16 protein-coding genes are annotated in these 12,839 nt (G+C 65.9%); 9 read left to right on the top strand and 7 right to left on the bottom strand.

Features of this window, described 5'->3' with window-relative positions; genetic code table 11:
* Nucleotides 1-41: 41 nt before the first annotated feature.
* The gene (locus tag C6A82_RS11200; RefSeq protein WP_142406058.1) at nucleotides 42-677 is read right to left on the bottom strand and encodes a hypothetical protein; all 636 of its coding nucleotides are present in this window, start codon (nucleotides 675-677) and stop codon (nucleotides 42-44) included.
* A 239-nt stretch (nucleotides 678-916) separates the two neighbouring features.
* On the bottom strand, nucleotides 917-1,693 hold the full coding sequence (locus C6A82_RS11195; RefSeq protein WP_105349032.1) for a hypothetical protein: 777 nt from the start codon (nucleotides 1,691-1,693) through the stop codon (nucleotides 917-919).
* A gap of 59 nt (nucleotides 1,694-1,752) precedes the next feature.
* Between C6A82_RS11195 and C6A82_RS11190 the strand changes: the two genes are divergently transcribed.
* Nucleotides 1,753-2,145, top strand: coding sequence for a RidA family protein (locus C6A82_RS11190; protein ID WP_105349031.1), 393 nt, complete (start codon nucleotides 1,753-1,755; stop codon nucleotides 2,143-2,145).
* Here the strand turns inward: C6A82_RS11190 and C6A82_RS11185 are convergent.
* A complete protein-coding gene (locus C6A82_RS11185) occupies nucleotides 2,106-2,444 on the bottom strand; it encodes a DUF952 domain-containing protein (protein ID WP_105349029.1) in 339 nt (112 codons plus the stop codon). The two genes, C6A82_RS11190 and C6A82_RS11185, sit on opposite strands and share 40 nt — an antisense overlap.
* 156 nt (nucleotides 2,445-2,600) lie before the next feature.
* On the opposite strand from C6A82_RS11185, the gene C6A82_RS11180 reads away from it, so the two are divergent.
* Entirely contained in the window at nucleotides 2,601-2,801 is a 201-nt protein-coding gene (locus C6A82_RS11180; RefSeq protein ID WP_105349027.1) for a hypothetical protein, read from the top strand.
* A gap of 59 nt (nucleotides 2,802-2,860) precedes the next feature.
* Nucleotides 2,861-3,859, top strand: a complete 999-nt coding sequence (locus C6A82_RS11175; protein WP_105349026.1) for a YihY/virulence factor BrkB family protein — start codon at nucleotides 2,861-2,863, stop codon at nucleotides 3,857-3,859.
* Here C6A82_RS11175 and C6A82_RS11170 read toward each other — a convergent pair.
* Nucleotides 3,849-4,085 carry a DUF3039 domain-containing protein gene (locus tag C6A82_RS11170; RefSeq protein ID WP_105349024.1) on the bottom strand — a complete coding sequence of 79 codons (237 nt, stop codon included), beginning with the start codon at nucleotides 4,083-4,085 and terminating at the stop codon, nucleotides 3,849-3,851. The two genes, C6A82_RS11175 and C6A82_RS11170, sit on opposite strands and share 11 nt — an antisense overlap.
* A gap of 58 nt (nucleotides 4,086-4,143) precedes the next feature.
* Here C6A82_RS11170 and C6A82_RS11165 point away from each other — a divergent pair, with 58 nt between their 5' ends.
* The 3 genes from C6A82_RS11165 (at nucleotide 4,144) to C6A82_RS11155 (ending at nucleotide 6,481) form a co-directional block, all read left to right on the top strand.
* Nucleotides 4,144-4,560, top strand: a complete 417-nt coding sequence (locus tag C6A82_RS11165) for a DUF3099 domain-containing protein (RefSeq protein WP_105349022.1) — start codon at nucleotides 4,144-4,146, stop codon at nucleotides 4,558-4,560.
* Nucleotides 4,561-4,704: 144 nt separating this feature from the next.
* On the top strand, nucleotides 4,705-5,667 hold the full coding sequence (locus C6A82_RS11160; protein ID WP_255419281.1) for a sigma-70 family RNA polymerase sigma factor: 963 nt from the start codon (nucleotides 4,705-4,707) through the stop codon (nucleotides 5,665-5,667).
* A gap of 121 nt (nucleotides 5,668-5,788) precedes the next feature.
* On the top strand, nucleotides 5,789-6,481 hold the full coding sequence (locus C6A82_RS11155) for a metal-dependent transcriptional regulator (protein WP_105349019.1): 693 nt from the start codon (nucleotides 5,789-5,791) through the stop codon (nucleotides 6,479-6,481).
* A 20-nt stretch (nucleotides 6,482-6,501) separates the two neighbouring features.
* On the opposite strand, the gene C6A82_RS11150 is transcribed toward C6A82_RS11155, so the two are convergent.
* Both C6A82_RS11150 and C6A82_RS11145 read right to left on the bottom strand, forming a co-directional pair.
* Complete coding sequence (locus C6A82_RS11150) at nucleotides 6,502-7,527, bottom strand: DUF4192 domain-containing protein (protein ID WP_105349017.1); 1,026 nt, start codon at nucleotides 7,525-7,527, stop codon at nucleotides 6,502-6,504.
* 94 nt (nucleotides 7,528-7,621) lie between these two features.
* Nucleotides 7,622-8,341, bottom strand: a complete 720-nt coding sequence (locus C6A82_RS11145) for a hypothetical protein (protein WP_233217167.1) — start codon at nucleotides 8,339-8,341, stop codon at nucleotides 7,622-7,624.
* A gap of 138 nt (nucleotides 8,342-8,479) precedes the next feature.
* On the opposite strand from C6A82_RS11145, the gene sthA reads away from it, so the two are divergent.
* On the top strand, nucleotides 8,480-9,886 hold the full coding sequence (sthA, locus tag C6A82_RS11140; protein ID WP_199193964.1) for a Si-specific NAD(P)(+) transhydrogenase: 1,407 nt from the start codon (nucleotides 8,480-8,482) through the stop codon (nucleotides 9,884-9,886).
* Here sthA and C6A82_RS11135 read toward each other — a convergent pair.
* Nucleotides 9,867-10,652: a serine protease gene (locus C6A82_RS11135; RefSeq protein WP_233217166.1), complete on the bottom strand. Its 786-nt coding sequence runs from the start codon at nucleotides 10,650-10,652 to the stop codon at nucleotides 9,867-9,869. The genes sthA and C6A82_RS11135 overlap by 20 nt on opposite strands.
* A gap of 165 nt (nucleotides 10,653-10,817) precedes the next feature.
* On the opposite strand from C6A82_RS11135, the gene C6A82_RS11130 reads away from it, so the two are divergent.
* Nucleotides 10,818-11,756 carry a PAC2 family protein gene (locus C6A82_RS11130; protein ID WP_311101878.1) on the top strand — a complete coding sequence of 313 codons (939 nt, stop codon included), beginning with the start codon at nucleotides 10,818-10,820 and terminating at the stop codon, nucleotides 11,754-11,756.
* Nucleotides 11,757-11,789: 33 nt separating this feature from the next.
* A complete protein-coding gene (locus tag C6A82_RS11125) occupies nucleotides 11,790-12,821 on the top strand; it encodes an alpha/beta fold hydrolase (protein WP_105344726.1) in 1,032 nt (343 codons plus the stop codon).
* Nucleotides 12,822-12,839 lie beyond the last annotated feature (18 nt).

Here is a 12,839-nt window from a genome sequence, read left to right as displayed (position 1 = left end):
GTCGGGCAGCGCCTGAGCCGGCGCAGGTATGGGGTGATTCCCTAGCTTTGACCGGCTTGGGCGTGCGGGTCGATGACCGTGAAGGTGACGCGCTTGACCACCGTCTCGCCCTGCGGCAGGCAGCTGGTGCCTTGATCCGCGGAGAACCCGTCGCAGTGCGGCGCGGTCAGCTTCCAGGACACCTCGGCGGTGTGGGTGCCCAGCGGCAGGGGGTCGAGCGAGCCGAGGCCGACGGTGTTGATGGCCTGCTGGCCGGGCGCCGACGGGAGTTGGCCGGTCCAGAGCTTGTTGTCGCCGGGGAAGGACCGGTTGGTCTGATAGGCCGTTCCCGCGTCGACGGTGTACTCGATGCTGTTGAGCTTGCCCCTGAAGTCGTCGAGAGGTGTGGCGTAATCCGTCTCGAAGCCGGACGGCTTCTGCTCAAAACTCGACGCCACGATCCACGGGATCGACACGGCCCACCTCTGCCCGACCGGAAGCTGGCTGCAGGTCGGGGTGACCACCGCGACCGAATACCCGTACTGCTGTTTCAACGTCAGGCCGCTAGGCGACACACACGGCTCGGCGGCGGGCCATTTCGCGGCTGCCTGCGGGCTCATCGTGAGCGCCGCCGCCGCGAGACCGACCGCCGAGATCAGCGCCGACAAGGCACTCCGGTTATTGGCATAAAGGGACACGTCGTCCTCCCCCAAGAAACCCCGACCCACTCCCGATGACTGAAGAAAAGCAAACTCTTGGCAAACTTTTAAGTCAACAACCGATAGTGAAAGTGATTGCGTACGCAAAGACTAAGGGGTGCTGTCATCCCTCGAGTGCGGTAGCAGCCACGACGTCGACCAGCGCCCGGGCGTCGTCAGGAACGGTGCTCTTCGGCGGAGAATTCAGCGCGTTCGAGTCACCTGCGGTGATTGTCCTTCTACCGCTTCGGGCGGACTTTGTATGTGGCAGGCCATGATTCGCGGGTCTCGTCACCGGACAGCGGGATGCCCTTGCTTCCGATCCTGATGTCGTAAGCCTCTTTGCTCTTGCCGACCTCACGGTTGACGGCCTCGGTGGCGGCGTACATCAGCTGGTCTATCTCCGCTTCGGCGAAGGTGACGAACGACGTCTTGCGTTCCTCGTCGTCGCTCGGCCCCATCTTCTCCGGCAGCACCCGGGAGGCCAGCGCGGCCAGCCCCAGCAGTGTGAACGGAATGATCCAGTAGCACAGGAACGACAACGGCGTCCTGGTGTCGAGGATGGTGGCGTCGCCGTAGACGATCGGCGGAATCGCCGAGGACACCGTCATACCGGCGAACGCCCCGATCCAGATCCAGGTCAGCAGATTCGTGATGCGCTTGAATGTTTCACTCGCGATCACCTCGTCGGGTTGATCGACTTCGGCGAACTCGCGCACGAACGGGCGTCCGGTCAGCATGCCGGCCAGTGCGACCAGGAAGATGCCCGCGTTGCTCAGCGGCTGGATCCACTGCTCCATGAAGGACTGGCTGAGCGTGAACGTCAGGATCGCCAGCACGACAAAGGTTCCAATAGCGCCGATTTCGAGGGTGCGCCCCGGCGTGCGCTTGACGCGTCCGATCACGAACGAGGCCACCGCCACGCCGAGAGCCACCAGCACCGCGGCCTCGAAGGGCACGTTGCCGACCAATACCCAATAAACGAACCACGGCGCGAAGCCCACCAGAATGCTCACGGTGGCCCAGTGTATGTAGTCGACTCCGCAAGAACGACAGTCCGCTCTAAATTTGTAACGTGACCGATCGCCGCAATGTGTCGTCCGGGTCGAAGTTCGAAGCCGAGGTCGGCTATTCGCGTGCGGTCCGCATCGGACCACATGTCGTGGTCGCGGGAACCACCGCTTCCGGCGACACCGCAGCCGACCAAGCGCGGAACATCCTGCGTCGCATCGAGACCGCGCTCGCCGAAGCCGGCGCCTCGATGTCCGACGTGGTGCGAACCCGCATGTTCGTCACGGATATCTCGCGCTGGCGAGAAATCGGCGCGGTTCACGCCGAGGTGTTCGGCGACATTCGTCCCGTCACCACGATGGTGGAGGTTGCCGCGCTGATCTCGCCCGAACTGATGGTGGAGATCGAGGCCGACGCCTACGTCAGCGGTGGGAACGAACCGTCCGGTCCCGGCTGATACGGCGTGACGCTTGTCACAGCCGCGACCGGCAGCGCGCCGTACAGATGCGGAAAGAGCATCGACTCCGGGTCCGACGGCACGCCCGGCTCCCACCGGAGCGGTGCGGTCAACCGGGCCGGGTCGACGTGCAGCAGGAGCAGATCCATGCGGCCGGCGTACAGCCGGTTCGCCGGTAGATGTACCTGCTCACGAGCCGAAAGATGCACGAAGCCGACGGCTTCGAGCGAGCCGGGACGGTGCTCACCGCGACCCTCGGCGGCTTGCCACTCGTCAGCGGCACAGATGTGCACGAGCATCTCTTCAGCCTGCCTTCCCCGCAACTTCGCTGAGCGTGAAAAACGACACACCCGTGTACGACTCGGGAACAACGCTGAATCCTCATACGTCTGAGAGAGTGGACATGCGTGAAACCGGGTATTAACGGTGGCACCACGAGCAGAGACGGAGGAGCCATGAACGCAACTCTGACCAGTCCCGAACTGACCCGGGCTGATCGCTGCGACCGTTGCGGCGCCGCTGCTCGCGTGCGAGCAAAGCTGCCGTCGGGCGCAGAACTTCTGTTTTGTCAGCACCACGCTAACGAGCACGAAGCCAAGCTGATCGAGTTGGCTGCCATCCTCGAAGTGAACTCGGCGGACTCGGTCGACGCCTGACTCCACCAGCCCGTCCCGGCTGCGCACACCGGCACTCCGTCAGGAATGCTGGTCTGGTCATGACTGACCAGCCTCCGGTGAAGCCGTCCAGACACCATATCTGGCACATCACCAAACGGACGCTGTCCAAAAGCTGGGACGACTCGATCTTCTCGGAGTCCGCGCAGGCCGCGTTCTGGTGTGCGCTTTCGCTGCCGCCGCTCCTACTCGGGATGCTCGGGAGCCTGGCCTACATCGCGCCCTTGTTCGGACCCGAGACGCTGCCGGTGATCCAAGAGCAGCTGATCAACACCGCGAGCAGGTTCTTCTCGCAGAACGTGGTCAGCGAAATCATCGAGCCCACCGTCCGCGACATCGTCAAGGGCGCCCGCGGCGAGGTGGTGTCACTCGGCTTCGTCATCTCCCTGTGGGCCGGCTCCTCGGCAGTGTCCGCCTTCGTCGACTCGATCACCGAGGCACACGACCAGACTCCGTTGCGACATCCGGTGCGCCAACGCTTCTTCGCACTCGGGCTCTACGTGGCGATGCTGGTGATGGCGATCGCCACCGCACCGTTCGTCGCACTGGGCCCGCTGAAGATCGGCGAGCACATCCCGCAGAGTTGGGACAACGTCCTGCAGTACGGCTACTACCCGGCGCTCATCCTCGGGCTGCTCGTGTCGGTGACCTTCCTGTATCGGGTGTCCCTGCCAAAGGCTCTCCCGTCGCATCGGCTCGTGCTCGGAGCCGTCCTTGCCACGCTGGTCTTCCTGATAACCACCATCGGATTGCGGGTCTATCTGACCTACATCACCAGTACCGGTTACACCTACGGCGCGCTGGCGACGCCGATCGCCTTTCTCCTGTTCGCGTTCTTCCTCGGCTTCGCGATCATGATCGGCGCCGAACTGAATGCTGCGGTCCAGGAGGAGTGGCCCGCTCCCGACACCCACGCCAAACGATTGCGGTTCTGGCTCGGGGCGAAGGCCTCCGAGTCGCTGGAGTCCGTCAACGGCGGCTCGGCAACGGCAGACGCATCCTCGGCTGCGGCGCAGAAAGGCGACGTCGCTACTTCTTGAGCTGCTCGTAGATTCGCTTGCAGTCCGGGCACACCGGCGATCCGGGCTTGGCAGCCTTGGTGACCGGGAACACCTCGCCGCAGAGTGCGACCACGTGCGAACCCATGACCGCGCTTTCGGCGATCTTGTTCTTCTTGACGTAATGAAAGTACTTCGGGGTGTCGCTGTCGGTCCCGTCGTCGACCCGTTCGTCGGTGTCGGTGCGCTCGATCGTCTGGGTTTCCATGCGTTCATTGTGCCTGGCAATACATCGGTAAGAAACCGATCGGTTCGTCGACCCGAACCTGTGGAACAGTGGACATATGAAACACGGCCAAGAGCTGGGTTTCGACGACGACGGTCGACCGGTACTCATCACCCGCGCAGCCCCCGCTTACGAGGAGCAGCACCGTGCGCGCGTGCGCAAGTACCTGACGATCATGGCGTTCCGCATTCCGGCGCTGATCCTCGCCGCGGGCGCCTATGGCATCTGGCACAACGGGCTCATCTCGTTGGCCATCCTCGTAGCGTCGATTCCGTTGCCGTGGATCGCTGTACTCATCGCCAACGACCGGCCGCCCCGCCGCGCCGAGGAGCCCCGGCGCTACGAAGCGCGCCGTATCCCGTTGTTCCCCACCGCCGAACGGCCGTCGCTGGAGCAGCGACCGCCGGGGGCACCGCAACACGACGGCGGCGACCCGACGGGCGACGTTCCTTCCTGAGCGAGCTCTAGTCGTATTCTCAGACGATTCTCAGGCCATCGCGCCAAAACCGCTGATCAACACGTGTGAACCCGCCGGTTCTTGGGAACTCTTCGTACCTATTGGGCGTTGAAGTACTTGACAGTTCGAGCCGAGCAGGAGGCCCTGATGGCTAATGCCACGTTAAGCCGCATTGACCACGATCTGGACGCTCAGAGTCCAGCCGCTGATCTCGTGCGCGTGTACCTGAACGGCATTGGCAAAACGGCTTTGCTGAACGCAGCAGACGAGGTCGAGTTGGCAAAGCGCATCGAGGCAGGCCTTTACGCGCAGCATCTGCTGGCGACCCGTAAACGCCTCGGCGAGAGCCGCAAACGCGATCTCGCGGCCATCGTCCGCGACGGCCAGGCGGCCCGCAGCCACCTGCTCGAGGCCAACCTGCGCCTTGTGGTGTCGTTGGCGAAGCGCTACACCGGCCGTGGCATGCCGCTGCTCGACCTCATCCAGGAAGGCAACCTCGGCCTGATCCGCGCGATGGAGAAGTTCGACTACACCAAGGGATTCAAGTTCTCCACCTACGCCACGTGGTGGATCCGTCAAGCGATCACCCGCGGCATGGCCGACCAGAGCCGCACCATCCGGCTGCCCGTCCATCTCGTCGAGCAGGTCAACAAGCTCGCCCGGATCAAGCGCGAAATGCACCAGAATCTCGGCCGCGAGGCCACCGACGAGGAACTGTCAGAGGAGTCGGGCATTCCGGTCGAGAAGATCAACGATCTGCTCGAGCACAGCCGTGACCCCGTGAGCCTGGACATGCCCGTCGGCAGCGACGAAGAGGCCCCGCTGGGCGACTTCATCGAAGACGCCGAGGCGATGTCGGCCGAAAACGCCGTCATCTCCGAGCTGCTGCACACCGACATCCGCCACGTGCTCGCCACGCTCGACGAGCGCGAGCAGCAGGTCATCCGCCTGCGGTTCGGCCTGGACGACGGCCAGCCCCGCACGCTCGACCAGATCGGCAAGCTCTTCGGGCTGTCCCGGGAGCGTGTGCGCCAGATCGAGCGCGAAGTGATGGCCAAACTGCGCAACGGCGAACGCGCCGACCGGTTGCGCTCCTACGCCAGCTGACGACCCCCTCCAGAAAGGCCCGCCGGTGAAAGCCGGCGGGTCTTTCTGTTACACGCCCGCGACGGAGAACACTTATCCGCGCAGCTAGGCCGGTAGACTCAGCCGTGACGAAGGGCTGCCAATGAACGATTTGGTCGATACCACCGAGATGTACTTGCGCACCATCTATGACCTCGAAGAAGAGGGCGTAGTGCCGCTGCGTGCGCGCATCGCCGAGCGTCTCGAGCAGAGCGGCCCCACCGTGAGCCAGACCGTCTCGCGGATGGAGCGCGACGGCCTGCTGCACGTCGCGGGCGACCGGCACCTGGAGCTGACCGACAAGGGCCGCGGGCTGGCCGTCGCCGTCATGCGCAAGCACCGGCTCGCCGAACGGCTGCTGGTCGACGTCATCGGGCTGCCGTGGGAGGAAGTCCACGCCGAGGCCTGCCGGTGGGAGCACGTGATGAGCGAGGACGTCGAACGCCGGCTGGTACAGGTACTCGACAATCCGACCGTGTCCCCGTTCGGCAACCCCATTCCCGGCCTTTCGGAGTTGGGCGTCGGCGATACGTTCGGCGCCGAGGACCGCAGCCTGGTGCGGCTGACCGAGCTGCCTGCCGGCTTTCCGGTGGCTGTGGTGGTGCGTCAACTGACCGAGCATGTCCAGGGTGACGTCAACCTCATCGCTCGCCTCAAAGACGCCGGCGTGGTTCCCAACGCGCGCGTGACGGTGGAACCGGGTCCCAACGGTGGCGTCATGATCGTCATCCCTGGGCACGAGCAAGTCGAACTGCCCCACGAGATGGCACACGCCGTGAAAGTCGAGAAGGTCTAAAGGCCTGCGCCGCAACACGATCAACCGGCCCGCCGGCCGAAATCCCGCGGCTGCGGCAATGTGATACCCAGACGCTTTGCGAGACGGTACCCCGTCGCGGCGAGTTCGCGGATCTGTTCTGGCCGCATCCCCGACTGCAGCGCGGTGTCCAGCATGCCCGCCATCCGGTGCTCGGCATCGCAACGAAGCGCCGCCTCCAGCGATACCCCCGCCAACGGCCCGTCCCCGCGGGCATAGGCGGAGAACGCCAACAACACCAGGGCCTCGACGCGCCACGGCTCGGGAAGCGTCCTGGCCAACGCCGCCCACAGCGCCTCGGCATGGGCAGCCGCGTCTCCCACCGCAAGCGCGTAGAACACATCGCGGACCTGTGGATCGGTGAGCGCGCGGGCCAGCCTGACCGTCAGCGCGTGCGACAGCCTTTCTCCCGCTGCGACCCGCTCCCCCGCTGCCATCGCGTCCCTGACGTCGCGCTTCGCGTCCGTGCCGAGGGCGTCCTGACCACGGATCATCTCGCCCAGTGCCTCGCTCGCCACAGCGTCGGCGATCGTGATCACGGCCTGCAGGTCTTCGCGGCGGGCGTAGAGCCGTCGACCGTCCAGCACCGCTGCCATCGCCAGCGGCGACGCAGCGGGATCGTCGACGGTGCCCCAACCGCCGCCCGCGCTGTGCCAACGGCCGTGCGGGCCGACGGTGTCCACGACGTGAAAGTCGATCAGTTCGATCGCGTGACCGGCCAGATGATCGGACAACTCCTTGCTCAGAGCCAGGTACTCGTCGTTGCACAACCGGCAGGCCGCACCCTCGGCGTCGACGACGACCGCGATCGCCGCGTCCGGACACGCCGCGGCCGCAACCTCGGCCAGATGTTCGACGGAGCCCAAGAGCTCAGGCGAAAGATCAACGCGCATAACGCAGCCCAACTCGCCACGGTCGACAGTCACCAGCACGAGTGATTTCTCGGGCACGAAGCCCAGTACAGCGGGCAGCGCCGCGATCAGCGCGCCGGGTCGGTTGAGTTGGAAGTCGGATTGCGATGTCGTCATGCCCCGACAGTCGTCGCGCCTGCCGACCTGATGGCCCGCCGACCGGCTTCCGCCCCCGCGGCTGTGGATGAATGCGCGACTGGGTATGAGTCGGCTAGCGCGGAATCTCCCGACGCACCTTGAGCACAGCGTCGCTGAACAGCGTGTCCAGCGCCTGGGTGTCGGGTGAGTCATCAGAAGACCCTCGCTGCTGCCACGACCCCGTCACCTGGACGTCCCCGACGAGCGCGACGAGCGTCAGCGTCCGAGAGTTCTGCGCGCCTCCTGACTGCGGCGTCACGGTCTGATCGACGGCGTAGCTGTCGTCGGCGTCCACGGGCGGTGGGGGACGCAGCTCAACCGTCACCTCCGACACCACGCCCGCCTCGCCGTCCGCAACGCTGGTGAACGACGGGCATTCGGTCAGCTGGGCCACCCTGGCGCGGACAGACGGCACCGGCCGGATCACCGTGACCGTCAGCCGGGCGCCGGTCTCGTCGTCGGTCCCCTGGGCGGCGGCCCGCTGGTCGGCCAGCACCGGCAGCGGTGCACATTCCGGCGGCGTGACATCGGATCCGGCTGTCACACCGTCGATTTCGGCCATCACCCGGTCCACATCCTTCTGCGGCACCACAGCCGCCGGATAGCGGGCCGGAAACCGGCTCGGCTCGATCAGCAAGTCGGCCACCGGGATCGGCCGAATGGGACGCTCCGCCGGGTCACCGGCTTGCGCGGCGCCACTCACCACACGGCTGCACGCACCGACGAGTGCTGCCGCCAGCAGCCCACAGCAGACGACCGACAGCCGCGACCGGCGCAGAACCGTGTCCAACATCGCCGCCATCGTCTCATCGGCCGGTGTCGCTAGCTTTCAGGCGCGCGGAGAGGTGTCGACAGCCGATCCGTAGCCGCTATTGCCCGGGTCAGCATGCGAGATCACCGCAAACGGCGTACACCTTCACGTATGGCTTCGGTGCTGGAGTACGACCTCGTCGTCATCGGTTCAGGTCCCGGCGGGCAGAAGGCCGCCATCGCGGCGGCGAAGCTCGGCAAGTCCGTCGCTGTCATCGAGCGGGGCAGGATGCTCGGCGGAGTCTGCGTGAACACCGGAACCATCCCGTCCAAGACGCTTCGCGAAGCGGTGGTCTACCTGACCGGTATGAGCCAGCGGGAGCTTTATGGCGCTAGTTACCGGGTCAAGGAGAAGATCACGCCCGCCGACCTGCTGGCCCGCACCTCCCATGTCATCACCAAGGAACAGGACGTGGTGCGCAGCCAGCTGATGCGCAACCGCGTCGACCTGATCACCGGCCACGGCCGTTTCCGCGACGAGCACACCATCTCCGTGGATGACCAGACTCGCGGCGAAACAACCACCGTCAGAGGCGATTACATCGTGATCGCCACGGGAACCAAGCCTGCGCGCCCCGCCGGTGTGGAGTTCGACGAGAACAGGGTGCTCGACTCCGACGGAATTCTGGACCTCAAACACCTCCCCCAGTCGATGGTCGTGGTCGGCGCAGGCGTGATCGGCATCGAGTACGCGTCGATGTTCGCCGCGCTCGGCACGAAGGTCACGGTCGTCGAGAAGCGCGACAGCATGCTGGATTTCTGCGACCCGGAGGTGGTCGAGGCGCTGAAGTTCCATTTACGCGATTTGGCGGTGACATTCCGGTTCGGCGAGGAGGTGACGGCCGTCGACGTCGGCGCCGCGGGCACGGTGACCACGCTCGCCAGCGGGAAGCAGATCCCCGCCGAAACGGTGATGTACTCGGCGGGCCGCCAGGGCCAGACCGAGCACCTCGACGCGGAGAACGCCGGGTTGGAGGTCGACAGGCGCGGACGCATCTTCGTCGACGACCAGTTCCAGACCAAGGTCGACCACATCTACGCCGTCGGCGATGTGATCGGCTTCCCCGCCCTTGCCGCGACCTCGATGGACCAGGGCAGGCTGGCGGCCTACCACGCGTTCGGCGAGCCCACGAAGGGCATCACCGAGCTGCAGCCGATCGGCATCTACTCCATTCCCGAGGTGTCCTACGTCGGCGCCACCGAGGTGGATCTGACGCGCGACTCGATCCCCTACGAGGTCGGGGTGTCCCGCTACCGCGAGCTGGCCCGAGGTCAGATCGCAGGCGACTCGTACGGGATGCTCAAGCTCCTGGTCTCGACCGAGGATCTGAGGCTGCTCGGTGTGCACATCTTCGGGTCGACCGCCACCGAGCTGGTGCACATCGGCCAGGCCGTGATGGGCTGCGGCGGCACCGTCGAGTATCTGGTGGACGCCGTCTTCAACTATCCGACCTTCTCGGAGGCCTACAAGGTGGCCGCGCTGGACGTGATGAACAAACTGCGCGCGCTCAGCCAGTTCCGCACCTAGCAGTCGTCGTCGAATACCGCAGGTGCAGCGTCGGATGGTCCGCCGTCTTCTTCAGCGCGACGACCTTTTCGTCGAACGGCGGTGAGTACGAGACGTTTTCGTCGCATCCACCGCCGTCGAGCCCGCCGACTAAGCCGGTGACGGTCGATCCGATCGTCCACGGCGAACCGCGTGTCCCACCGATCAGCCCTCCGCACGGCAGCGACGGAAACCCTTCCTGCGCCGACTCCGTTTCGCCCTTGCAGCCGATCGGTCCGCCGCCGACACCGAGCCCGTATCCGGTGACGGTGACCTCGGTACCCGGTTTGGGCGCCGTACCGATCGTCAGCCCGCCGCCCGCCTCGGTCTCGACGGTGCCACCGCCGTCGCGGGCCACTCGCAGAATCGCGAAGTCCGCCAAGGGATCCTGGTTCTGCACCCAGCGGGGGTCGAGATAGATCCCGTCGACGCGCCAGATGTCGCCCTGGTCCGCGGTGTCGAAGAAGCCTGCGACGAACGTGGTGTCGACGTCCTCGGCGACGCAGTGCGCGGCGGTGAGGATCAGATCGCCGCCTTTCGCGTCGAGCACGCCCGCGGTGCAGGTATGCAGATCGCCCGCACCAAGGAACAGCGCGCCGACCTTCGGGTCCGGCGGTACCGGGGCGGCCGCCGTCCTACTCGGCGCCGACGGCGGGACGGACGCGCGCGGCTCGGGCGGGGGCGCGGCGGCAGCGCAGCCGGCTGTGGAGGCCAGCAGCCCGGCCACCAGCGCCACCGACACCCGCATGGATCCGATCTTGCCCGATCACCGCGTCACAGTGTCGCTACACGTGCACGCGAGAGCGCGGGTGCGGCGAATGAGACACTGGAGGTCGCGGTGATCTAGGAGGTGAGCCCCATCAGCGAAGAGCACGACAAGCAGGACCAGCGCTACGAACCCGACCAGAGCGGGATGTACGAGCTGGAGTTCCCCGCACCCGAGCTGTCGTCGTCAGATGGGCGCGGGCCGGTGCTGGTCCACGCGTTGGAGGGGTTCTCGGACGCCGGGCACGCCATCCGACTGTCCGCGCAGCACCTGAAGGACTCACTTGACACGGAATTGGTCGCATCGTTCGCCATCGACGAGCTGCTCGACTACCGGTCGCGCCGGCCGTTGATGACCTTTCGGACCGACCACTTCACCCATTACGAAGAACCCGAGCTCAGCCTCTACGCCCTGCACGACAGTGTCGGCACCCCATTTCTACTGCTCGCGGGCATGGAACCGGACTTGCGCTGGGAGCGCTTCATCAGAGCGGTGCGGCTGCTCGCCGAGCGGCTCGGCGTCCGGCAGACGATCGGGCTCGGGACAATTCCGATGGCGGTTCCGCACACCCGTCCGATAACGCTGACCGCCCACGCCAGCAACAAGGAGCTGATCGCCGGACACACCCCGTGGGTCGGCGAGGTCCAGGTCCCCGGCAGCGTGTCCAATCTGCTGGAGTACCGCATGGCCCAGCACGGACACGATTCGGTCGGGTTCACCGTGCACGTGCCGCACTATCTGGCCCAGACTGATTACCCGGCTGCCGCCGAGGCGCTGCTGACCCAGGTGGCCAAGTCCGGCTCGCTGCAGCTGCCACTGGCGGCGCTGTCGGAGGCCGCTGCCGAGGTGGCGGCCAAAGTCGAGGAACAGGTGGGGTCGAGCGCCGAGGTCGCTCAAGTGGTGGAGGCATTGGAGCGCCAGTACGATGCCTTCATCGCGGCCCAGGAGAACAAATCACTGCTGGCCCGCGACGAGGATCTGCCCAGCGGTGACGAACTCGGCGCCGAGTTCGAACGCTTTCTCGCGCAGCAGGCCCGGGACAAAAAGACAAAAGAAGGCTTCCAAGACGGGGACGACGGCCATTAGACCGCGACCCGGTCCGACAACGAGGTTGGCTATATGACGGCTCGAAAGTCTGCAAAACCCAATCTCCGGCCCGTGCGTGAGCTCACGCCCACCCTGGAGCACCGCACCATCCACGGCTACCGGCGCGCCTACCGCATCGCCGGATCGGGTCCTGCGATCCTGCTGATCCACGGCATCGGTGACAACTCCACGACGTGGAGCAGCGTGCAATCGACTCTTGCGCAACGCTTCACGGTTATCGCCCCGGACCTGCTCGGGCACGGCAAGTCGGACAAACCCCGCGCCGACTACTCGGTCGCGGCGTACGCGAACGGGATGCGGGACCTGCTCAGCGTCCTCGACATCGAGCGGGTGACGGTGGTCGGGCATTCTCTCGGCGGCGGCGTCGCGATGCAGTTCGCCTACCAGTTCCCCCAGCTGGTGGACCGACTGATTCTGGTCGGCGCCGGCGGTGTGACCAAGGACGTGAACTTCGCGCTGCGGATCGCGTCCCTGCCGATGGGCAGCGAAGCCCTTGCGCTGCTACGTCTTCCGCTGGTGCTACCCGCCGTACAGGCGGCGGGTCGGATCGCCGGGCTTGCCATCGGCAGAACCGGGGTGGGTCGCGACCTGCCGCAGATGCTGCGCATTCTCAAGGATCTCCCTGAGCCCACCGCATCTTCGGCCTTCGCCCGCACACTTCGCGCAGTGGTCGACTGGCGCGGCCAGGTCGTCACCATGCTGGACCGATGTTATCTAACCAAATCCGTGCCAGTGCAACTTATCTGGGGCTCGCGGGATTCGGTGATCCCCGTCAGCCACGCACTACTCGCCCACGCCGCGATGCCCGGCTCACAGCTGGAGATATTCGAAGGCGCCGGGCACTTCCCCTTCCACGACGACCCCGATCGCTTCGTCGAGATCGTCGAGCGCTTCATCGATTCATCCGAGCCCGCCACCTACGACCAGGAGTTGTTGCGGGGCCTGCTGCGCGACGGCGCCGGGGACGAGACGATCTCGGGCCCGATCGGCACCCGTGTCGCGGTCCTCGACGCGATCGACGCGGACGAGCGCAGCGCCACCTGAGGTGCGCCGCCGGCGTTC

It is taken from the genome of Mycobacterium sp. ITM-2016-00318 (assembly GCF_002968285.2).
In the GTDB taxonomy this organism is placed as follows: Bacteria; Actinomycetota; Actinomycetes; order Mycobacteriales; family Mycobacteriaceae; genus Mycobacterium.
This window is presented reverse-complemented; position numbering and strand designations above follow the sequence as displayed.

Coding starts and splice junctions, on each gene's coding strand:
- C6A82_RS11175 (WP_105349026.1), top strand. CDS start 2,861: ATGACTGACCAGCCTCCGGTGAAGCCGTCCAGACACCATATCTGGCAC.
- C6A82_RS11125 (WP_105344726.1), top strand. CDS start 11,790: ATGACGGCTCGAAAGTCTGCAAAACCCAATCTCCGGCCCGTGCGTGAG.
- C6A82_RS11170 (WP_105349024.1), bottom strand. CDS start 4,085: ATGGAAACCCAGACGATCGAGCGCACCGACACCGACGAACGGGTCGAC.
- C6A82_RS11130 (WP_311101878.1), top strand. CDS start 10,818: ATGTACGAGCTGGAGTTCCCCGCACCCGAGCTGTCGTCGTCAGATGGG.
- C6A82_RS11150 (WP_105349017.1), bottom strand. CDS start 7,527: ATGACGACATCGCAATCCGACTTCCAACTCAACCGACCCGGCGCGCTG.
- C6A82_RS11135 (WP_233217166.1), bottom strand. CDS start 10,652: ATGCGGGTGTCGGTGGCGCTGGTGGCCGGGCTGCTGGCCTCCACAGCC.
- C6A82_RS11145 (WP_233217167.1), bottom strand. CDS start 8,341: ATGTTGGACACGGTTCTGCGCCGGTCGCGGCTGTCGGTCGTCTGCTGT.
- C6A82_RS11185 (WP_105349029.1), bottom strand. CDS start 2,444: ATGCTCGTGCACATCTGTGCCGCTGACGAGTGGCAAGCCGCCGAGGGT.
- C6A82_RS11155 (WP_105349019.1), top strand. CDS start 5,789: ATGAACGATTTGGTCGATACCACCGAGATGTACTTGCGCACCATCTAT.
- C6A82_RS11180 (WP_105349027.1), top strand. CDS start 2,601: ATGAACGCAACTCTGACCAGTCCCGAACTGACCCGGGCTGATCGCTGC.